Origin of the sequence: Ewingella allii (assembly GCF_044430645.1) — a bacterium.
Taxonomy (GTDB): domain Bacteria; phylum Pseudomonadota; class Gammaproteobacteria; order Enterobacterales; family Enterobacteriaceae; genus Ewingella; species Ewingella allii.
Map to the genome: position 1 here is coordinate 762,735 of NZ_JAWUDN010000001.1, position 21,559 is coordinate 784,293.

Below are 21,559 nucleotides of genomic sequence, written 5' to 3' on the forward strand. Positions count from 1 at the left end.
GACGGAGTGCATCGCCACATCGGCGCAAAGCGGCGCGCTGGCAGGAGCAAAAGGCTCAACCGCGGGCGGGCGCTTGGCTGGAAAATGGATCATCATGAAGATGAATACTGGGTTTATATGCCTTAAATGCCCATCGGTTTCAACGTTTACCCCGATTATCGGCGGATCTTTTGTAACAAAAATGGAACAAGCCTGCACCCCTTTTTGCCTTCTGCGTGGCCTAAGCGGGCAGGTAATGCCCAAACGGCGGCATTCGGACACAATCACGCAAGACGCTTTAGCGCCAATTGTCTAGAATAAGCAGCATCTTATTACCACAGCGTAAAAGGCGGAATGTGTGGATCTATTATCTCTTTATGGTTTGTTTTTGGCCAAAGTGGTCACCGTAGTGATCGCCATTGGCGCGTTAGTGGTGCTGGTTATCGGCCTGAGACAGCGTAAGTCTCATGGCAAAGGTCAGTTACATCTGATTGATTTAGGTGAAGAATACCGTGAAATGCAGCGCGAAATGCGCACGGCTCGCCTCAACCCAATCGAGCAAAAACTGACTAACAAAGCGTTCAAAAAGCAGGAAAAAGCGGACGCCAAACAGAAGAAGTTACAGGCGAAAAGCGGCGCGACGATCAAAAGCAAACCTTGCCTGTACGTGCTTGATTTCAAAGGCAGTATGGACGCTCACGAAGTCACTTCTTTGCGCGAAGAGATCTCGGCGGTGCTGGCGGTTGCCACGCCTGAAGATGAAGTCTTGCTGCGTCTGGAAAGCCCAGGCGGCGTGGTTCATGGTTATGGTCTGGCTTCTTCGCAGCTGGTGCGTTTACGTCAAGGCGGCATTCGCCTGACCGTGGCAGTGGATAAAGTCGCAGCCAGCGGTGGCTATATGATGGCCTGCGTGGCTGACCGAATCGTGGCGGCACCATTTGCCATCATCGGTTCTATCGGCGTTGTGGCGCAGATCCCTAACTTCAGCCGCCTACTGAAAAAGAACGATATCGATGTGGAATTGCACACCGCCGGTGAGTTCAAGCGTACTCTGACGCTGTTCGGCGAGAACACCGAAGAGGGGCGCGAGAAATTCCGTGAAGACCTGAATGAAACTCACGTGCTGTTCAAAGAGTTTGTTCATCAGCATCGCCCGTCGCTGGATATCGACAGTGTTGCCACCGGCGAGCACTGGTTTGGCACTCAGGCGCGTGAAAAAGGGCTGATTGACGCCATTGGTACCAGTGATGATTTGCTGATTGCCGAGATGCAAAATCACGAAGTTATCGCGGTGCGTTATAGCCGTCGCAAACGCATGATGGACAGATTTACCGGCAGCGCGGCAGAAAGCGCCGATCGCCTGTTCTTACGCTGGTTACAGCGCAGCCAGAAGCCGCTTTTGTAATAGAATAAGTTAAGAATTTGAGTAATGAAAAAAGGGACCTCGGTCCCTTTTTTATTGGCCACAGCGCGTTAATGCGCACTAAAAGTAAACAGCCAGATTTTCTTCCTTTATTACGTTAAGGAAACACGGTCATTTTGGTGACAATTTGGTTAATCTTGCAGATGATATTTCTCTGAAAAAAGATGTGCCAAATGTTTAAACATATTAAATACGGCGGTGGTTTTTAAGGTCGGCAATCCATTATCATCGAGAAAGAATTCCCCGCGAAACACCAACACATTGCCTTTCTGCTCGACGTCTGTTGCCTCCATGCCGTGCAGATAATCACCGTGTGCGCGAATGACTTTATTCGCCTCGGCCAGTAAAGATTCTCGACTAATTGCCGTTGTATTTCCCTGCATGATATTTACTCCCATGAAGAATTTCTGCCGATATTGTAATCCCACGCCGAACAAAACCGCAAACCTGCTGAGGTTATAGCAAATGTATTGCTGCAATTTTGTTCGTGTTGGCGAAAAACGGTTTTCCGTGCTAATTAAGTTGCGTGGCAATTTTTATCAGGTAGAGTGTGGGATTTTGTGGCTTTAGGTGGAATGTTTTGTTTACGCTTCACAAAATTTTATCATTTCATGCTCTATAAGTCTGTGGGAGGGATAGCGTTAAACCTCCGTTAAATCAGAGAATTGTGCCTCTGGAAGTCTGTTTGATTCGCTAAAAGAAAAAATTAGTTGATCTCCTGACTCACTGCCGCAATATAAAAAAAGACGTTACATTGTGCCGCGGCATAACAAGTTAAAATCTTCTTCATTAGAAGAACAAATTAGGTAAAAGGTAATTATGGGCAAAGCTCTCGTAATAGTTGAGTCCCCGGCAAAAGCCAAAACGATTAATAAATATTTAGGAAATGACTACGTGGTTAAGTCCAGCGTCGGTCATATCCGCGATTTGCCTACCAGTGGTTCTGCCAGCAAAAAAACCGCCGCCTCAGCCGAAGAAAAAACAAAGAAAAAAGTAAAAAAGGATGAGAAAACGGCGTTAGTTAACCGCATGGGCGTTGATCCTTACCACGGTTGGGAAGCGCAATACGAAATTCTGCCCGGCAAAGAAAAAGTGGTTGCCGAGTTAAAAGCCTTAGCGGAAAAAGCTGACCACATCTATCTCGCAACCGACCTTGACCGCGAAGGAGAGGCCATTGCCTGGCATTTGCGGGAAGTGATTGGTGGTGATGACAAACGTTTCAGCCGCGTGGTGTTTAACGAAATTACCAAGAACGCGATTCAGAACGCCTTTAAAGAACCGGGCGAGCTGAATATTGATCGTGTTAATGCTCAGCAGGCGCGTCGCTTTATGGACCGCGTGGTGGGTTACATGGTATCGCCACTGCTGTGGAAGAAAATTGCTCGTGGCCTGTCTGCCGGCCGCGTTCAGTCCGTCGCCGTGCGGCTGGTGGTTGAGCGTGAAAAAGAGATCAAAGCCTTTGTTCCAGAAGAGTATTGGGAACTGCACGCCGATCTGAACGCGCAAGACAAAACCGCGCTGCAAATGCAGGTGACCCATCACAACGACAAGCCGTTCAAACCGGTGAATCGTGAGCAAACCCATGCCGCCGTCTCTTTATTAGAAAAGGCGCGCTACACCGTTGTTGATCGCGAAGACAAACCGACCAGCAGTAAGCCGGGTGCACCTTTTATTACCTCCACGTTGCAGCAGGCGGCCAGTACGCGTCTGGGCTTCGGCGTGAAGAAAACCATGATGATGGCGCAGCGTCTCTACGAAGCGGGCCACATCACCTACATGCGTACCGACTCCACTAACCTGAGTCAGGACGCGGTAGAAATGGTGCGTGGTTATATCGGCGATAACTTTGGCGCGAAATACCTGCCAAAAGCCGCTAACCACTACAGCAACAAAGAGAATTCACAAGAAGCGCACGAAGCGATTCGTCCTTCCGACGTCAATGTCGTATCCGAGCAGTTGAAGGATATGGAAAACGACGCGCAGAAGCTGTACCAGCTGATTTGGCGCCAGTTTGTTGCCTGCCAGATGATGCCAGCTCAGTACGATTCCACCACCCTGACGGTGAAAGCGGGCGACTACTCGCTGCGTGCTAAAGGCCGTACTCTGCGCTTTGACGGTTGGACTAAGGTCATGCCAGCGCTGCGCAAAGGCGATGAAGATCGCGTGCTGCCAGTGATGGAAGTGGGTACCGAGCTTAGCCTGCAACAGCTGTTGCCAACGCAGCACTTCACCAAGCCGCCAGCGCGTTTTAGCGAAGCGTCATTGGTTAAAGAGTTGGAAAAACGCGGCATTGGCCGTCCGTCTACCTATGCGTCGATCATTTCGACCATTCAGGATCGCGGCTATGTACACGTTGAAAACCGCCGCTTCTATGCCGAGAAAATGGGCGAGATCGTCACCGATCGTCTGGAAGATAACTTCCGCGAATTGATGAACTATGATTTCACCGCGCGCATGGAAGACGGTCTTGATCAGGTTGCTAATAACCAGGCCGAGTGGAAAGCCGTGCTGGACGAGTTCTTCACCGAATTCAGCAAGCAGTTGGAAACCGCTGAGAAAGAGCCAGAAGAGGGCGGCATGCGCCCGAATCAGATGGTCCTGACCAGCATCGAGTGCCCAACCTGCGGCCGCCCGATGGGTATCCGCACCGCCAGCACCGGCGTGTTCCTCGGCTGTTCAGGCTATGCCTTGCCGCCGAAAGAGCGCTGCAAAACCACCATCAACCTGATTGCTGATGCTGAAATCCTTAACGTGCTGGAAGGCGACGAAGCCGAAACCAACGCACTGCGCGCTAAGCGTCGTTGCGGCAAGTGCGGCACGGCGATGGACAGCTACCTGATCGACAACCAGCGTAAATTGCACGTCTGCGGTAACAACCCAGAGTGTGATGGCTATGAAATCGAGCAGGGCGAATTTCGCATCAAAGGCTATGACGGCCCGATCGTTGAGTGTGAGAAATGCGGTTCTGAGATGCACCTGAAAATGGGGCGTTTCGGCAAGTACATGGGCTGTACCAACGACGATTGTAAAAACACCCGTAAGATTTTGCGTAACGGCGACGTCGCGCCACCGAAAGAAGATCCGGTGCCGCTGCCCGAGCTGCCTTGCGAAAAATCAGATGCCTACTTTGTTCTGCGCGATGGCGCAGCCGGGGTGTTCTTGGCGGCCAATACCTTCCCTAAATCGCGCGAAACCCGTGCGCCGCTGGTGGAAGAGTTAGCTCGCTTCAAAGATCGCCTGCCGGAGAAACTGAGCTACCTGGCCGATGCGCCGGTTGCTGACCCAGAGGGCAACAAGTCCATGGTTCGCTTCAGCCGTAAAACCAAGCAGCAATACGTCTCTTCCGAGAAAGACGGTAAAGCCACCGGTTGGTCAGCGTTTTACGTTGACGGCAAGTGGGTTGAAGGCAAAAAGTAAGCAAAGTGTTTTAAGTCGCTAGCAAACGTGCAAAAAACCAGCCTTTCGGGCTGGTTTTTTTATTAGGTTAAGATCTATCATCGCAAAGCTTTACGCCTTTTCATGCCAAGGCCTTTGGGCTATTGATTCACGTGCTGAAGTCATTCGCATCCGACTATACAACGTGCAAATAGTTGATATAATTGTTATATAAAATCTCTTCTTATACTTAAAAATTATAGATATCCGCCGACCCTGCCTGTCGGTACGGAGTGAATTTTGGGTATCAATAAGTAGATAACAGTATGTTTCCAGACCTCTCAGCCGCAGGGCGACAGGGATGGCTGACAGGGTTTGAAAACTAGGATGGTATAAGTTATGAAATTGCAGCAACTGCGCTATATCGTCGAGGTTGTTAATCACAATCTTAACGTTTCTTCGACGGCGGAAGGTCTCTACACCTCGCAACCCGGCATCAGTAAGCAAGTTCGTATGTTAGAAGACGAACTGGGTATCCAGATCTTTGCCCGTAGCGGCAAGCATCTGACGCAGGTCACGCCAGCCGGGCAGGAAATTATCCGTATTGCTCGCGAAGTGCTGTCAAAAGTCGACGCCATCAAAGCGGTTGCTGGGGAACACACTTACCCTGACAAGGGTTCGCTGTATGTCGCAACAACTCATACTCAGGCCCGTTACGCGCTGCCCAACGTCATCAAAGGCTTTATCGAACGCTATCCGCGCGTCTCCCTGCATATGCATCAAGGCTCGCCAACGCAAATCGCCGAGGCGGTTTCCAAAGGTAATGCCGATTTTGCTATCGCCACCGAAGCGCTGCACCTGTACGACGATTTGATCATGCTGCCTTGCTACCACTGGAACCGCGCGGTCGTGGTGCAGCCGGACCATCCGCTTGCTGGCAAAGAGAAAGTGACGATTGAAGAGCTGGCCGAGTACCCGATTGTGACCTACACCTTCGGCTTCACCGGCCGTTCAGAGCTGGACACCGCCTTTAACCGCGCCGGTCTGACCCCGCGCATTGTGTTCACCGCCACCGACGCCGACGTGATCAAAACCTACGTGCGCCTCGGCCTGGGCGTGGGCGTGATCGCCAGCATGGCGGTTGACCCCATCCAAGACCCGGACTTGGTCACTGTCGACGCCCGCGACATCTTCACCTACAGCACCACCAAAATCGGCTTCCGCCGCAGCACCTTCCTGCGCAGCTACATGTATGACTTCATCCAGCGCTTTGCCCCGCACCTGACGCGCGACGTCGTAGATACCGCCATCGCCCTGCGCTCCAATGAAGACATCGAAGCGATGTTCAAAGACATCAAGCTGCCGGTGAAATAAGCCCAGTTTTAGTCGGCAATCCTATCATTCAGCCCTGCTTATGCGGGGCTGAATTTTTTCAGGATGCCAGCGGCCCGTCAATTTTGAGAATTTGCATCACAAAGTCGATAAAGGCGCGCACTTTGGCGGGAGGCAGATGGCGTGAAGGATAGAGGGCGTACAGTGGGAAGCTTTCTCCCTTCCAGTCGGTCAGTAGCTCGACTAATCGGCCATCGGCCAGCAGATCCTCAATGCCGCTGGTTTTCATTCGCGCAATTCCCGCGCCCGCCAGACAGGCACCAAGCAGGGTGCCGGACTCATTCACCATCAGTCGACTGGAAATCTTAGCCGGAAACACTTCCCCCTTGAGCGAATATTCCCACTCCAGCGGCTGGCCGGTCATAGAGCTTCTGACCTGAATGCAGGCGTGATGAATCAGGTCCTCAGGGCTTTGCGGCACGCCGTGCTGGCGCAGATACTCTGGCGAGGCGACGGTGGCGGTGGGCGTCTCCAGCAGCTTACGCGCCACCAGTGAAGAAGAGGGCGGATGGCCGAAGCGCACCGCGATATCAAAACCTTCCGACACCAAATCCCCCAGTTGATCCCGCACGACCAGCTCGACGGCAATTTCCGGGTAACGCTGCATAAAGGTGTGGATGTGCGGAGCCAGAATGCGCCGCGAGAAGAAGGTATCCACATTGACCCGCAGCCGACCGTGTACCGCGGTAGAAGCGCCGGATGCCAGGCTCACCGCGTCGCCGATGCCCGCCAGCAGCGGGCTTATCTCTTCATACAGGGTGCGCCCCTCATCGGTCAGGGTGACGGCGCGAGTCGTGCGGTCAAACAGCCGCACGCCGATGCTGGTTTCCAACCGCGTGACTGCCCGGCTGACGCCTGAAGGGGACAAGTTCAGGGCTTCTGCAGCACGCGCAAAACTGCCGCTGTGCACAATGGCGGCTAATATGCTGATATTCGACAGCAGGCGTCCATCAAAGCTCATGGGGATTTCTCTTGATCATCGAATGGTGATTTAAAATCATCAAAGTAGTGATCAGACGTGCATTCTGTCAAGTGATGCCTTTCTCTATACTCCCGTTCACTGATTTAGCCTCAGGCTATTTTTCTGCAAACAGGAGCTATCCAATGTATGTGATCACAGGTATTACCGGAAAAGTCGGTGGCGCGGTTGCCCGCGCTTTATTGAGCAAAAATCTTCCTGTTCGCGGCGTAATGCGTGATGCCAGCAAAGCCGATAAGTGGCTGGCTCTGGGCTGTGAGGTGGCGATTGCCGAGATGGACGATGCCGGCGCCTTGACCGAGGCTTTTAAAGGCGCGACCGGCGTGTTTATCCTTCCACCTTCTGACTTTGACCCGGCACCGGGCTTCCCGGTGGCGCGTATTTTCATTGAAGCCATGGTCACGGCGATTGAGGCGGCCTCGCCGGAGAAGGTGGTTTGCCTCTCTACCATTGGTGCGCAGGCGGCGCAAATTAACCTGCTGACTCAGCGCACGTTGCTGGAGCAGGCGCTTAATGCGTTGGCGCTGCCAGTTACCTTCCTGCGTCCGGGCTGGTTTATGGAAAACTGCGCGCTGGACGTGGCTTCCGCGCGCGACGCGGGCGTTATTCACAGCTACCTTCAGCCATTGGATAAACCCGTGCCGATGATTGCCACCGCCGACGTCGGCAAGCTGGCGGCCAATTTGCTCCAGCAGCGCTGGGAAGGTAAGCGCGTGGTCGAGTTGGAAGGGCCGCGCCGCGTGACGCCAAACGACATCGCCAGCACCTTCGCGCAGATTCTGGGTCGCCCGGTGGTGGCCGAAGTGGTCGAGCGCCACTCATGGGAAGCCGTTTTCCGCGCCCAGGGGCATCAGTATCCGTCACCGCGTATGCAGATGATCGACGGTTTTAACCAAGAGTGGATCTGTTTCGAAGGGCCAAAGTCAGAACGCGTCATTGGCGAAACCGAGCTGGAAGAGGTGCTGCGTAACCTGCTGCAAGCCTAAACTCAGGCCAACATCTGCTTTTTATAATGCAGCGGCGACATGAACGATGGGTATGCCATCCTGTATCAGCAGGGTGGCATACGGCAAGTGATGAACACTTCGTGTTGTTATCAAAATGTTAACCAGAATTTGTGTTATCTTTATAAGTGGACTTATTGACCGTCCGGTTATTGGTCTTTCACCCGCTTTGCACTTTTCAAGGTAAAAACGCCTTGAAAAGCATTGAGAAAGAACAGAAGTCTGAAAGATAAGCGTTATAAAAAGGAGAAGCTATGTCGTCCGATCTTCGCAAGAATAGTCAGGATAAGCTGGCAGCCCTCGATAAGGAATATCACTATTACAGCCTGCCGAAAGCGGCACAAAAGCTGGGTGACATTCAACGCCTGCCAAAATCTCTAAAAGTCCTGCTGGAAAATTTACTGCGTAACGTCGATGGTGACACTGTCACCGAAGAGGATTTACAGGCGCTGGTGGATTGGCAGAAAACCGGCCACGCCGACCGCGAAATTGCCTACCGACCGGCCCGCGTACTGATGCAAGATTTCACCGGCGTTCCCGCCGTGGTTGACCTCGCGGCCATGCGCCAGGCGGTCAAGCGACTGGGTGGGAATGTCGACCAAGTCAATCCACTCTCCCCGGTGGATTTGGTTATTGACCACTCGGTCACCGTGGATGAGTTCGGCGACGACGAGGCGTTTGACGAAAACGTCCGTCTCGAAATGGAACGTAACCACGAGCGTTACATCTTTCTGCGCTGGGGGCAAAAGGCCTTCAACCGTTTCCGCGTTGTGCCGCCGGGCACCGGGATTTGTCACCAGGTCAACCTTGAGTATCTCGGCCAAACCGTCTGGCACGAAGAGATTGACGGCCGCACCGTCGCCTATCCCGACACCTTAGTTGGCACCGACTCCCACACCACCATGATTAACGGTCTCGGCATTCTCGGCTGGGGCGTGGGCGGTATCGAAGCGGAAGCCGCGATGCTCGGACAGCCGGTTTCCATGCTGATCCCAGACGTGGTGGGCTTTAAACTCACCGGCAAACTGAGTGAAGGCATCACCGCCACCGACCTCGTGCTGACCGTCACCCAGATGCTGCGTAAACACGGCGTGGTGGGCAAATTCGTTGAGTTCTATGGTGATGGCTTGGCGGACCTGCCTCTGGCCGACCGCGCGACCATCGCCAACATGTCCCCTGAGTTCGGCGCTACCTGCGGCTTCTTCCCGGTGGACGAAGTCACTCTCAGCTACATGAAACTCAGCGGGCGCAGTGACGAACAGATCGCACTGGTCGAGTCCTACAGCCGCGCGCAGGGCCTGTGGCGTCACGAAGGCGACGAGCCCATCTTCACCAGCTCGCTGGAACTGGACATGTCACTGGTGGAATCGAGCCTCGCTGGCCCGAAACGCCCGCAGGACCGCGTCGCCTTGCCGAACGTGCCAAAAGCCTTCAATGCCGCGACCGAGCTGGAAATCGGCAATGCCAAAGGCAAGCAGAGCCAGTCCGAAAGCTTCACCCTCGACGGCCAGCATCACCAACTCGCCACTGGCGCAGTAGTCATTGCGGCGATCACCTCCTGTACTAACACCTCCAACCCGAGCGTGCTGATGGCGGCGGGCCTGCTGGCGAAAAACGCGGCGGATCGCGGCTTAACCAGCAAACCTTGGGTGAAAACCTCGCTGGCACCCGGCTCGAAAGTGGTGACTGACTACCTCAACGCCGCTGGCCTGATGCCGCATCTGGAAAAGCTCGGCTTCAATCTCGTCGGCTACGGCTGTACCACCTGTATCGGGAACTCAGGCCCACTGCCTGACCCGATCGAAGCGGCGATCAAAGAGGGCGACCTGACCGTTGGCGCGGTGCTTTCCGGCAATCGTAATTTCGAAGGGCGTATTCACCCGCTGATTAAAACCAACTGGCTGGCTTCTCCGCCACTGGTGGTGGCCTACGCGCTGGCGGGTAACATGAAGGTTGATTTGACCCATGATCCTCTGGGCGAGGACCAAAACGGCAAGCCGGTCTACCTGAAAGACATCTGGCCGTCAGCCAATGAGATTGCCAAAGCCGTGGAGCAGGTGAAAACCGACATGTTCCACAAAGAGTACGCCGAAGTATTCAACGGCGACGCCAACTGGCAGGCTATCAAGGTCGAAGGCACACCAACCTACGCGTGGCAGGAAGATTCCACCTACATCCGCCATCCGCCGTTCTTCAGCGACATGAAAGCCCAACCGGACCCGGTAGAGGACATCAAAGACGCGCGTATTCTGGCGATACTGGCCGACTCGGTGACCACCGACCACATTTCACCGGCGGGGAACATCAAGGCTGAAAGCCCGGCAGGACGCTATTTAGAGCAGCACGGCGTACCGCCAAAATCCTTCAACTCCTACGGTTCTCGCCGTGGTAATCATGAAGTGATGATGCGCGGGACCTTCGCCAACATCCGTATTCGCAACGAAATGGTGCCGGGCGTGGAAGGGGGCTTCACTCGCCACATTCCGTCGCAGGACCAGTTGGCGATTTACGACGCCGCCATGCGTTATCAGCATGAAAGCGTGCCGACGGCGGTCATCGCCGGTAAAGAGTATGGCTCCGGCTCCAGCCGGGACTGGGCAGCGAAAGGCCCTCGCCTGCTGGGCGTTCGCGTGGTGATTGCCGAATCCTTCGAGCGTATCCACCGTTCGAACCTGATCGGCATGGGCATCCTGCCACTGGAATTCCCACAGGGCGTGACGCGCAAAACGCTGAAACTGACGGGTGACGAAACCATCAGCGTCAGCGGCATGCAGTCCCTCAAGCCGGGCCAGACGGTGCCAGTAAAAATCACCTTTGCCGACGGCCATGTCGAAACCGTCGATGCCCGTTGCCGTATCGACACCGGCAATGAGCTGACCTACTTTGAGAACGGCGGCATCCTGCACTATGTGATCCGCAAAATGCTCTAAGTGCCGTCAGTTTGGCGATGAAATGAAAAAAGCCCCGTAAGGGGCTTTTTTAGCATTCAACCTAAACCAAGATTACTTTTCTAACAGGTGGCCCATCTTGGCGGCTTTGGTTGCCAGATAGTGTTCGTTTTTCGGATTTTTTCCGACGATCAGCGGCACGCGCTCGACGATGTTGATCCCGGCTTCGGTGAGGATTTCGACTTTTTTCGGGTTGTTGGTCAACAGGCGAACGGCAGGGACGCCCAGCAGCTTGAACATATCGGCACACAGGGTGAAGTCACGCTCATCGGCGGCAAAGCCTAGCTGGTGGTTGGCTTCTACGGTGTCGTAGCCTTTATCTTGTAATGCATAGGCGCGGATTTTGTTCAGCAAACCGATGTTACGACCTTCCTGACGGTGGTACATCAGAATGCCACGTCCTTCTTCGGCGATATGATTTAGCGCAGCTTCCAGTTGGAAACCACAATCACAGCGCAGGCTGAACAGCGCGTCTCCCGTCAGGCATTCGGAATGAACGCGAGCGAGTACTGGCGTGTCGCCAGTAATATCACCAAAAACCAGTGCCAGATGGTCGTGACCGGTTGCCAGTTCTTCGAAACCCACCATCAGGAAATCACCCCATGGTGTAGGTAATTTGGCTTCTGCCACACGTTTCAGCTGCATTTTATACTCCAATACTCTTCATCCTTCACGCTGGGGCTGCGTTAGCGACTCTCATTCATTCGGTTACTGCCTTGCCGCAGCGCGAATAATGCTGAGTAACTCCTCATCTTTCATGCCGGGTTGCGTCATTTCATCGCAATCTTAGCGCGGGGTCGCAGGTGAGGGTGATAGAGTGTTTATTAACGTTCAGTATTTTATTTATTGTTGCGCATGCTACGTTCCAATGCGCGGATTGACCAGTAAAAATCTCAGCGACAGCAGAGATTGCAACAATCCTATGAATATTCTGCCACAAATCGCAGCGGCGCTTAGCGCGAATATTTGAATGATTACGTCATAAGTTATGAATTATCGGTCGCAGCTAAAGCCGATTTTCTTATTAGATGTTAAGCAGTAACAAGATTGTTACACTGCGATTCTTTGGCTGTTTAAGGATGCTTATGTATCACATTGTCAGACGTGTCTTGCTAGGCACAGTGATTCTATTGGCCATGCCCGCCGTCGTGTGGGCTTCGGGATGGTTATGGACGCCGGGGCTGAATCCGGACATTTTGCGCCCGCTGTTCTGGGTGACGGAAACCGTGAGTGAGCCTTGGGGCATTCTCACCACCCTCGTGTTTTGCGCCTGGTTCCTGTGGTGCCTGCGTTTCCGGCTCAAGGAGGCGGTAATGCTGGTGGTTATTCTCTGCGCGTCCGTTGTCATCGGCCAGTATGTGAAGGATTTCATTAAGGCAGAGGTCAAGGAGCCGCGCCCTTATGTTGCATGGCTGGGCACTTCTCATGAGATGGACGTGCTGGAGTTCTACGCCATGAAAGGCAAGGAGCGGGGCAAAGAGGTGAAAGCCTTGCTGGGTGATGACAGCGACCTGCCGAAATGGCTGAAAAAGAGCTGGCAGAGTGACACTGGCTACGCTTTCCCATCGGGCCACACCATGTTCGCCGCTACTTGGGCGCTGCTGGCTCTGGGCATTCTCTGGCCGCGTCGCCACTTCAAAACCGTGGCCTTTATGATGGCCTGGGCAGTAATTGTAATGGGCAGCCGTTTGATGCTCGGCATGCACTGGCCGCGAGACTTGATGGCCTCTACCGCCATAAGCGCGGTGCTGGTGATCATCGCCTGTTGGCTGACGGAAAAGTTTATTGGGCCACTCAAGCCGCCTCCGGCAGAGCAGCGCGAGATAGCCGAGCGCGAGGCCGAAGAGACAAAATAGCCCCTCAGGGTAGACGGCGCATGGCAACAACTGGCCGTTTACCCTTTTAACCGGGGAGTGGCGTCCCCATATATTAACTATCACGCCCTTTTTACTGTGGGGCGCAAAGCCAAATAGGGAGTTATGCTACGCTTTTGTCTGAAGTTTATCCTAAGTCGGTTTTATCCGTTCTGAGCATTTCCCTGCTTTGTTTGGAAATGCTAACTTATTAGGTTAGGACGCGTATTTTTGGCATAATTCATCCGGTACATCCGGCATTACAGGAATGAATGTGAAATATTTGCTGATATTTTTAGTTGTGTTGGTCGTGTTGGTGATCTCCATCACCCTCGGCGCCCACAACGATCAGGTGGTAACTTTCAATTATCTGCTGGCGCAGGGCGACTATCGCGTCTCCACGCTGCTGGCTGTGCTATTTGCGACTGGCTTCGTGCTGGGTTGGGTGATCTGTGGTCTGTTCTATCTGCGCGTTCGCCTGTCTCTTGGCCGCGCTCAGCGTAAAATCAAGCGTCTGGAACAGCAAATCGAACCTGAACCTGTGGTTGTTCCCGCTGTCACGCCTACTGTTATCAGTAAGGAATAATCCTTTATGTTAGAGCTGCTGTTTCTGTTGTTGCCCGTTGCGGCCGCCTATGGCTGGTACATGGGGCGCAGAAGTTCTCAGCAGGATAAACAGGAAAATGCTAACCGCCTGTCGCGTGAGTACGTGGCGGGCGTTAACTTTTTGCTGTCCAACCAACAAGATAAAGCCGTCGACCTGTTCCTTGAAATGCTTAAAGAGGATAGCAGCACCGTCGAGGCTCACTTAACGCTGGGCAACCTGTTCCGTTCGCGTGGTGAAGTTGACCGCGCCATCCGCATCCATCAGTCATTGATGGAGAGCGCCTCGCTGACCTTCGAACAACGTCTGCTTGCCGTGCAGCAACTGGGCCGTGACTACATGGCTGCCGGGCTGTATGACCGCGCAGAAGACATGTTCAACCAGCTGGTGAAAGAGCAGGATTACCAAGTCTTTGCTCTGGAACAGCTGCTGGTCATTCATCAGGCGACCAGCGACTGGCAAAGCGCCATCGAGGTGGCCGAGCGTCTGGTTAAGCTGGGTAAAGACAATCGCCGCAAAGAGATTGCCCATTTCTGGTGTGAACTTGCGCTGCAAGCCATGTCCAGCGACGACCTAGATAAAGCCACCGGCCTGCTGAAGAAGGCCGCCTCGGCCGACAAACTCTGCGCCCGCGTCTCGATCATGCAGGGCCGCATCCTGATGGCTCAGGGCGACTACGCTAAGGCCGCGGACGCCTTAAAACGCGTGCTGGAGCAGGATAAAGAGCTGGTGAGCGAAACCTTGCCGATGCTGCAAGAGTGCTATCAGCACTTAGGCCAGCTGCAAGCCTGGGCCGAATTCCTCAAACGCTGCGTGGATGAAAACACCGGGGCCAGCGCCGAGCTGATTCTGGCTGAGATCATCCAGCAAGCTGAAGGCCGCGAAGTGGCGCAGTTGTACATCAACCGCCAGCTTCAGCGCCATCCGACCATGCGCGTGTTCCATCACCTGATGGATTACCATCTGGCGGATGCAGAAGAGGGGCGTGCCAAGGAGAGTCTGGTCTTACTGCGTGACATGGTAGGGGAGCAGATCCGCACTAAGCCGCGCTATCGCTGCCATAAGTGTGGGTTTACCGCGCATTCGTTGTATTGGCATTGCCCGTCTTGCCGTGCTTGGTCGACCATCAAGCCTATCCGTGGTCTCGACGGCCAATAAAAATCCTCGTCGTCCTTCGCGCTGCTTCTGCGTTGGCTTCCTCTGTTATTCGGCCCGTCCATGGGCCTCACCCCTTCGGGGCCGCTGCGAGCAGCGTTCAAATCTGCTCCCGGCAGATTTGTCACCCCAGTCACTGACTTAATGTCAGCTCCTGGGGATTCACATCGTTGCCGCCTTGACCCAACACGAATGACTTAGAGGATTTCCGATGATCGGGGCGAGAAAAACTTCGCTTACTTCTTCTTACTGATGGTTTTACGGACGGAGACCAGCAGGGTGCGGAGTTTTTTGATCTCTTTTTGAGTCAGCGCCGGTTCGGTGTTTTCGCTGGTGTGCTGATTGTCGATTTCATGTTCTGGATTTTTGGCGGCCTTTTTCCCCTTCGGTGCAAAGCTTTCCTCTAGGCGCTCGCACACTTCGGCACTTAATGAACGCTCTGATTCAGCCGCTGCGGCACGAATTAACTCTTTTAATTCCACAGGTATCTTGATGGTCAGGGTAGATATCTCGCTCATTTTATTCTATTTCCTTCAGCCTAAAGCTTTACGCTATGTCAGCAAAGTTAAGCTGTCTAGTGTGTAACAAATAATTCATAAAAATGTAACACAACGCGCGACTGGGATTTAGGGGAGATGACAGGTAAAATGCGGGCGGCTTTTTCCACTGATGAATTTGCCTTAGCCCGATATCCTTAAAAACTGACAAGAGGTTGACGACATGAAGTCTGAAAATAATATCCATAACAATGACTTAAAATCCTCACCCATTGTCGTTGCTCTCGACTACGCCGATAAGTCGGCGGCGCTGGCCTTTGCCGATCGCATCGACCCGCGCGATTGCCGCCTAAAAGTGGGTAAAGAGATGTTTACTCACTTCGGCCCGCAAATCGTCAAAGACCTGCAGTCACGCGGTTTTGACGTATTCCTCGATTTGAAATTCCACGACATTCCTAATACTACCGCCCACGCGGTGGCTGCCGCCGCCGATCTCGGCGTGTGGATGGTAAATGTTCACGCCAGCGGCGGGGCACGCATGATGACTGCCGCCAAAGAGGCGTTAACCTCATTCGGAGCCGACGCGCCCCTGCTGATTGCCGTCACCGTGCTGACCAGCATGGAAGGCAGCGATTTGGCTGATCTAGGTATCCAGCTCTCTCCGGCGGACTACGCCGAGCGTTTGGCGCGCCTGACACGCGACTGCGGCCTGGACGGCGTGGTGTGCTCCGCGCAGGAAGCCAGCCGTTTCAAAGCCGCGCTGGGGCAAGAGTTTAAACTGGTGACGCCGGGGATTCGCCCGGCGGGCAGCAAAGCCGACGACCAGCGTCGCGTGATGACTCCCGTTGAGGCACTGACGGCGGGTGTCGACTATATGGTGATTGGGCGTCCGATCACCCAATCTGCCGATCCAGCCCAGACCCTGCGTGATATTCGCGCTTCACTGCGTTAAGGCCAGCCAATGAAAAATGATGATAACAGCCGTCTGGTGTACTCCACAGATACCGGCCGAATTGATGAGCCAAAAGCCAAAGTAGAACGCCCGAAAGGTGACGGTATTGTGCGTATTCAGCGCCAGACCAGCGGGCGCAAAGGCAAGGGTGTTTGCCTGATCACCGGCGTAGACGGTGATGACGCCGATCTGGAGAAACTGGCTGCTGAGCTGAAGAAGAAGTGCGGCTGCGGCGGTTCGGTGAAAGAGGGGGTGATCGAGATTCAGGGGGATAAGCGGGATTTGCTCAAACAGCTGCTTGAAGCCAAAGGCATGAAGGTGAAATTAGCCGGTGGCTGATATTGTCTGCATTTTAGACGCAGCGCTAAATCGGCAAAAATTTTATTTTTTGCCGATTTCACCCGGAAAGACAAATTAAAAACGTGATTGCCAAAATGCTGCTCTCTCATCAAAGCAGCATCTTGAGAATACCGGTTTGTCTTCTTAGTAGAAGACAAATTAAAAAGACCTGAAAAAAGCAAACAACCTATTTTTGTTTTAATCCTTTATTCTGCTTTAACCATTCTTTACTACTATTTACTGACCTGATGTCCTACGATCCCGCCGACTGCTGCACCACCTAATGTCCCTAAAGTACTGCCATCGGTCAGTACTGCACCACCCAATGCACCGGCACCCGCACCAATGGCGGTATTACGGTCGCGTTTAGACCAGTTGCCACAAGCAGTGACTGACATTGCCAAGGTCATCACTAAAGCAATGCTGGCAATACGTTTAGAAGTAAGACTTGATAATTGCATCATGGTAACTCTCCTTAATAGGATTAACTCTCCGACACACTCATAAGTATAGGTAATAACCAATATTTCGCTGAGAAATTAACCAACGCAATATTGCTGCTATCACCTGGGTGTTTAACGCGAGACCTCCGCGAAAAACTAACAATATTCAGAGTGGGTCAAACAGTTATCTCAACTTGCTCAATTTCACATTTTCACCGGGCGCAATAGCGACCCAGTGGAATAAAACTAATGAAATTGGCATTTTTGCACTAGGTGAATAGTCCTAATTCACTGCAAAGTCTTTGGGTCAAAGCACAAAAACCTCATTATTGGCTGATGCAATCCACCGCAATCCCGGCGCTGGTGAGGTGCTGCCTCACGGGGACGGCAAGTTGGTCATCGGTGATCACCCGGCTGACGTGGCGCATAGGGCCGAGGGAGTGGCCGGTGATCTGGCCAAACTTGCTGGAATCGGTCAGCACGATATTTTCCACGCCTTTGGCCAGCACGGCGTTGACGATGTCGGCGCGCAGCATATCGCGGCCGGTGAAGCCGGTTTCAGGGGTATAGCCGTCGATACCAATAAAGGCTTTGCTAAAGTTGACCTGCTGCAAGCAGAGCTTGGTCAGGGGGCCGACCAGCGTCTGGCTGGCTTTTTGATACATCCCGCCGAGCAAAATCACCTCGCACGGCATGCTTTTTAATAGGGTGGCGATGTAGCTGCTGACCGTGACCACCGTCAGGCTGCGCTTATCACTCAGATATTGCGCCAACAGCGCGACGCTGCTGCCGCTTTCGAAAAATACGGTTTCACCTTCTTGGATCAGCGACGCGGCATATTGGGCCAGCTTCTGCTTGCGGCCAAAATTGGACATCATGCGCTGGTCCACATCATCGGTCTGCACCGCCACGGCAAACCCGTGCTCTCGGCGCAGATAGTTGCGCCCTTCGAGCAAAGTCAGATCATGGCGAATGGTCACTTCTGATACCTGACATACCTGCGCCAGCGTGCTGACGCTAACCCGCTGTTTATCATTCACCCATTGCAAAATAATCTGCTGTCTGTCGTTCATGCGATTCCGAAACAGCGGGCAACATGTTGATTGCCCGCATTGTGGTAGGGAAGGGTTAGAGCGAGTGCTCGGTACGGGCGATGATATCATCCTGCGCTTCAGGTGATAAGGCCGTGAAAAATGCCGAGTATCCGGCGACACGCACCACTAAATCCCGGTAATGCTGCGGCGTCTCTTTGGCTTTCAGCAAAGTTTCGCGCGACACAATGTTGTATTGCACGTGCCAGCCGCGATGCTCTTCAAAGAAAGTGCGTAGCATGAGCATCAGCGTTTGCCGGTCGTGCGGGTTTTCCAGCGAAGCCGGGTTCAACTTCTGATTGAGCAACACGCCGCCGAGGATCGCCTCGGTCGGCAGTTTTCCGAGGGAGTTGAACACCGCCGTTGGCCCAAGATGGTCCGTGCCGGAAGAGGGGCTGGCACCCTCAGCCAGCGGGGTGAAGGCTTTGCGACCATCCGGCGTGGCGGTGGTGGCGGCGCCGAAAGGCACGTTGGCGGAAATTGATGAGGTGCCCGCGTAATAGGTGCCACCAATCGGGCCGCGCCCAAATCGGGTGTTGTGATAGTTCGACAGCTCGTCGATATAGCACTGATAAGCGCGAACCAGCAGGTCGTCTACCTCGTCGCAGTCATTGCCATATTTGTCCGCGCCGTTGATGAGCCGCTGGCGCAGGCGCTCGCCGTCTAGCCCGTCATAGTCGGACGCCAGCGCCGCCGCCAGCTCTTGCTGCCCAATCTGACCCTGCTCGAACACCAGCTTTTTCACCGCTGCCAGACTGTTGCCCAGATTGGCGATCCCCACCTGTAAGCCCGACACCCAATCATATTTCGCACCACCCTGTTTGATGGTTTTACCGCGCTCGATGCAGTCATCAACCAGTGCCGAGCATAAGATGTCGTGGGCATTTTCTTCCAGCACGGTGTCTACCACGCACTCGACTTCAATCGATTTGCGGGTGTAGTAGCGGATCTGCTCATCCCACTGGGCGAAGGCCTGTTCGAAATTGTCGAAGTTACCCAGCGACAGCCCGCGCTGCTGCGGCAGGAAGCAGCGGCCGCTTTTGGCGTCTTTGCCTTGCTCCAGCGCCGCCAGCATCACGCGGGCGAAGTTGATGAAACTCATGCCGGTGCAGCGATAGCCCCACTTGCCGCCGACGGCGGTTTCGATGCAGCCAATCGCGGCGTAGTCATAGGCGTCCTGCGGCTCGACGCCGAGTTTGATGAATTCAGGAATGACAATTTCATCATTATTGAAAGCCGGCATGCCGAAGCCGCAGCGAATCACCTGTACGCAGGCGTCGAGGAAGTCATCGCTGATCCCGGCGTGATAGCGCACGCTGAGGTTGGGCTGGGTAGAGCGCAACTGGCCGCATGACTCCAGAATGGCGTAAGAGAGTGGGTTGACGGCGTCACTGATCTGGCCGTCGCGCCACTGCTGGCCGCCAATGGTGACATTTTGGTACAGCGGGCTGCCCGCCGAGGCTTTGGAGTGGGTGCCGGAGCGGATTTTGTTGACCTCCAGCAGCTTCAGCCAGCAGCTTTGCAGCAGCTCGATGGCAGCGTCGCGGCTCAGGGTTTCAGCCACTTCCACATCGCGGCGATAGTAAGGATAGAGATATTGGTCGAGGCGGCCGAAGGAGACCGAGTGGCCGTTGGATTCGATTTGCAGAATCAGCTGGATGAAGTAGCACAGCTGCAACGCCTGCCAGAAGGTCTGCGGCGGCTGGTGGGCAATAAGCTCGCAGTTTTCGGCCATGCTCAGCAGTTCGCTGCGGCGCGCTTCGCGGCTCTCCGTCGCCGCCATTTTCCGCGCCAGCGCAGCAAAACGCAGGATGTGCTCGCCCACCGCCGCTAGCGTGATATCAATCGCCTTCAGCAGCTGCTCTTTATGCAGGTCTTCCCAGTCGGTGAGTTGCAGCCGTTCGCGGCGCTCGGCCACTTTGTTGCGCAGCCCGTCCAGCCCGAGATCGAGCAGCAGCGGGAAGTTGACCGCCAGATGCGCGTCGCCGGAGGTCATATTGCCTTCCGCCTTGACGATGCCGCTGTCGAGCAGGGCCTTCTGCTCATCGGTGAACATGCCGTAGCAGCGATCTTGCACCGTCTGGCCGCGCCACCATGGGCACAGCTGGTGAAGGATGGCCTTGTTCGCTTCGCTGACCGAGAAACCGGCTCCCGGCCTGTCGCCCAGTGCGTCAATTTCACTTTCAATCCAGCCGACAGTGTACTCAGGGAAAATCGGCGCGGCGCGCACTTCACTGGCTTGGTTGCCGATGATTAACTCGTCGTGCTTAATCCAGATGGTGCGTTGTTGCAGATGCTCGGCCAGCGCCATTGCCCGGCGCACGGCCAGCGGTTTGTCGGCATGCTGTTGATAAACATGGGTATAGTGCTGCGCGCGTTCGGTACAGATAGGCGGTTTGACGATATGAATCAGCGCCTCTTTGTGTGCTTTGATGCGGTCAGACAGATGTTCCAGCTTCAGTTGAGTCATTATTATTATCCTCTTAGTAGGGCAGTCAGCCCCTTTTCGGCGGCGTAATCTTGGGCAAACGTCAGCAGATCGGGGTCATTCAGCGGCTGGCGCGGGGCCAGATAGGGTTGGTTGAGCAGAGCGTATTTATTGATGCCCAGCGTGTGGTAAGGCAGAAAATGGATCTCCTGGCAGCCGGTTTCCTCAGCGGCGAAGTCGACAATCGCCCGTACCGAGGCGCGGTCGGCATTGAAGTCAGGGATCAGCGGCACGCGGACAATCAGTGACTGCCCGGCATGAGCCAGTCGGCGGAAATTATCCAGCACGCGCTTGGCTGAGCCGCCGGTCAGGCATTTAAACGCCGTTTCATCTACGTGCTTTAAGTCGGCCAGCAGCAGATCCAGCACGTCCAGTGAGGGTTCGATGTATTTCCACGGCACGTGCAGGCAGCTTTCAACTGCCGTGTGCAACCCCTCTTGGCGGCAGCGTTGCAATAGCCGGTGAGTCACCTGCGGCTGCATGAAAGGCTCGCCGCCGGAGAGGGTGACGCCACCGCCGGTGCGCAGATAGAAGGCTTTGTCGCGCAGGATCTGTTGCATCAGATGGTCTACATCCGCCGACTCGCCGCACAGGCTCAAGGCCCCGGCGGGGCAGACGCGCTCAATGGCGGCCCGGTCGGCGGCGCTGAAGTTCTCGCGGCGGATAATCAGCTTGCTGTCTTCTACATTAATAGCGTGCGGAAAGGCGCTGGCGCAGTAGCTGCAGCCTTCACTGCATAAGCGCGGGTCGAACAAAATGTCCGGCTCGGCCGAGCGGCTCTCCGGGTTCTGGCACCAGGTGCAGCCCAGAGAACAGCCTTTGAGGAACACCACGGTACGCACTCCCGGCCCGTCGTGGGTTGAATAGCGTTGAAGGTTAAAAATCATCGAGGTACTCCAAGCAAAAACGGCCTATTTATTTTCTTTCGCAATTAAGCTACTTTCATTCGAAAGTGATTTTGACTGCGATCAACAAAATAGGCGTTTGAAAGAGTAGACTCATCGATACTTTGTTTTGGTTCACAAGTTTAAGGAGAG

General features: G+C 54.3%; 18 protein-coding genes. 10 read left to right on the forward strand and 8 right to left on the reverse strand.

Going from position 1 to position 21,559, the window contains the following annotated elements:
• The first annotated feature begins 337 nt into the window (after positions 1-337).
• Positions 338-1,384: a protease SohB gene (gene sohB / locus SBO83_RS03720; RefSeq protein WP_396130482.1), complete on the forward strand. Its 1,047-nt coding sequence runs from the start codon at positions 338-340 to the stop codon at positions 1,382-1,384.
• A gap of 149 nt (positions 1,385-1,533) precedes the next feature.
• Here sohB and SBO83_RS03725 read toward each other — a convergent pair whose 3' ends face one another.
• On the reverse strand, positions 1,534-1,785 hold the full coding sequence (locus SBO83_RS03725) for a YciN family protein (RefSeq protein ID WP_353503982.1): 252 nt from the start codon (positions 1,783-1,785) through the stop codon (positions 1,534-1,536).
• Between the two features lie 436 nt (positions 1,786-2,221).
• Between SBO83_RS03725 and topA the strand changes: the two genes are divergently transcribed.
• On the forward strand, positions 2,222-4,819 hold the full coding sequence (gene topA / locus SBO83_RS03730) for a type I DNA topoisomerase (protein ID WP_396130483.1): 2,598 nt from the start codon (positions 2,222-2,224) through the stop codon (positions 4,817-4,819).
• A 357-nt stretch (positions 4,820-5,176) separates the two neighbouring features.
• Complete coding sequence (gene cysB, locus SBO83_RS03735; protein WP_034790971.1) at positions 5,177-6,151, forward strand: HTH-type transcriptional regulator CysB; 975 nt, start codon at positions 5,177-5,179, stop codon at positions 6,149-6,151.
• Positions 6,152-6,209: 58 nt separating this feature from the next.
• Here cysB and SBO83_RS03740 read toward each other — a convergent pair whose 3' ends face one another.
• Positions 6,210-7,130 carry a LysR substrate-binding domain-containing protein gene (locus tag SBO83_RS03740; protein WP_396130484.1) on the reverse strand — a complete coding sequence of 307 codons (921 nt, stop codon included), beginning with the start codon at positions 7,128-7,130 and terminating at the stop codon, positions 6,210-6,212.
• Positions 7,131-7,273: 143 nt separating this feature from the next.
• Between SBO83_RS03740 and SBO83_RS03745 the strand changes: the two genes are divergently transcribed.
• Both SBO83_RS03745 and acnA read left to right on the forward strand, forming a co-directional pair.
• Complete coding sequence (locus SBO83_RS03745; protein WP_396130485.1) at positions 7,274-8,134, forward strand: NmrA family NAD(P)-binding protein; 861 nt, start codon at positions 7,274-7,276, stop codon at positions 8,132-8,134.
• A 272-nt stretch (positions 8,135-8,406) separates the two neighbouring features.
• Complete coding sequence (gene acnA / locus SBO83_RS03750) at positions 8,407-11,082, forward strand: aconitate hydratase AcnA (RefSeq protein ID WP_034790961.1); 2,676 nt, start codon at positions 8,407-8,409, stop codon at positions 11,080-11,082.
• Between the two features lie 72 nt (positions 11,083-11,154).
• Here acnA and ribA read toward each other — a convergent pair whose 3' ends face one another.
• The gene (ribA, locus tag SBO83_RS03755; protein ID WP_353502347.1) at positions 11,155-11,745 is read right to left on the reverse strand and encodes a GTP cyclohydrolase II; all 591 of its coding nucleotides are present in this window, start codon (positions 11,743-11,745) and stop codon (positions 11,155-11,157) included.
• A gap of 440 nt (positions 11,746-12,185) precedes the next feature.
• Between ribA and pgpB the strand changes: the two genes are divergently transcribed.
• The 3 genes from pgpB (at position 12,186) to lapB (ending at position 14,715) form a co-directional block, all read left to right on the forward strand.
• Positions 12,186-12,956, forward strand: coding sequence for a phosphatidylglycerophosphatase B (gene pgpB, locus SBO83_RS03760; RefSeq protein WP_396130486.1), 771 nt, complete (start codon positions 12,186-12,188; stop codon positions 12,954-12,956).
• 271 nt (positions 12,957-13,227) lie between these two features.
• Positions 13,228-13,539 carry a lipopolysaccharide assembly protein LapA domain-containing protein gene (locus SBO83_RS03765; protein ID WP_396130487.1) on the forward strand — a complete coding sequence of 104 codons (312 nt, stop codon included), beginning with the start codon at positions 13,228-13,230 and terminating at the stop codon, positions 13,537-13,539.
• Between the two features lie 6 nt (positions 13,540-13,545).
• Positions 13,546-14,715 (forward strand): lipopolysaccharide assembly protein LapB, encoded by a 1,170-nt coding sequence (lapB, locus tag SBO83_RS03770; protein ID WP_353502344.1) that lies wholly within the window; start codon positions 13,546-13,548, stop codon positions 14,713-14,715.
• 233 nt (positions 14,716-14,948) lie between these two features.
• On the opposite strand, the gene SBO83_RS03775 is transcribed toward lapB, so the two are convergent.
• Complete coding sequence (locus tag SBO83_RS03775) at positions 14,949-15,230, reverse strand: Arc family DNA-binding protein (protein ID WP_100937199.1); 282 nt, start codon at positions 15,228-15,230, stop codon at positions 14,949-14,951.
• 202 nt (positions 15,231-15,432) lie between these two features.
• On the opposite strand from SBO83_RS03775, the gene pyrF reads away from it, so the two are divergent.
• Both pyrF and yciH read left to right on the forward strand, forming a co-directional pair.
• Positions 15,433-16,161, forward strand: a complete 729-nt coding sequence (gene pyrF / locus SBO83_RS03780; RefSeq protein WP_353502343.1) for an orotidine-5'-phosphate decarboxylase — start codon at positions 15,433-15,435, stop codon at positions 16,159-16,161.
• 9 nt (positions 16,162-16,170) lie between these two features.
• Positions 16,171-16,500, forward strand: a complete 330-nt coding sequence (gene yciH, locus SBO83_RS03785; RefSeq protein WP_353502342.1) for a stress response translation initiation inhibitor YciH — start codon at positions 16,171-16,173, stop codon at positions 16,498-16,500.
• Between the two features lie 233 nt (positions 16,501-16,733).
• Here yciH and osmB read toward each other — a convergent pair whose 3' ends face one another.
• The 4 genes from osmB to SBO83_RS03805 all read right to left on the reverse strand — a co-directional run bounded on the left by osmB (position 16,734) and on the right by SBO83_RS03805 (position 21,409).
• Entirely contained in the window at positions 16,734-16,961 is a 228-nt protein-coding gene (osmB, locus tag SBO83_RS03790) for an osmotically-inducible lipoprotein OsmB (RefSeq protein ID WP_034791472.1), read from the reverse strand.
• Between the two features lie 308 nt (positions 16,962-17,269).
• Entirely contained in the window at positions 17,270-18,016 is a 747-nt protein-coding gene (locus SBO83_RS03795) for a DeoR family transcriptional regulator (RefSeq protein WP_396130488.1), read from the reverse strand.
• 55 nt (positions 18,017-18,071) lie between these two features.
• Positions 18,072-20,504 carry a formate C-acetyltransferase/glycerol dehydratase family glycyl radical enzyme gene (locus SBO83_RS03800; protein ID WP_396130489.1) on the reverse strand — a complete coding sequence of 811 codons (2,433 nt, stop codon included), beginning with the start codon at positions 20,502-20,504 and terminating at the stop codon, positions 18,072-18,074.
• A gap of 5 nt (positions 20,505-20,509) precedes the next feature.
• On the reverse strand, positions 20,510-21,409 hold the full coding sequence (locus tag SBO83_RS03805) for a glycyl-radical enzyme activating protein (RefSeq protein WP_396130490.1): 900 nt from the start codon (positions 21,407-21,409) through the stop codon (positions 20,510-20,512).
• Positions 21,410-21,559 lie beyond the last annotated feature (150 nt).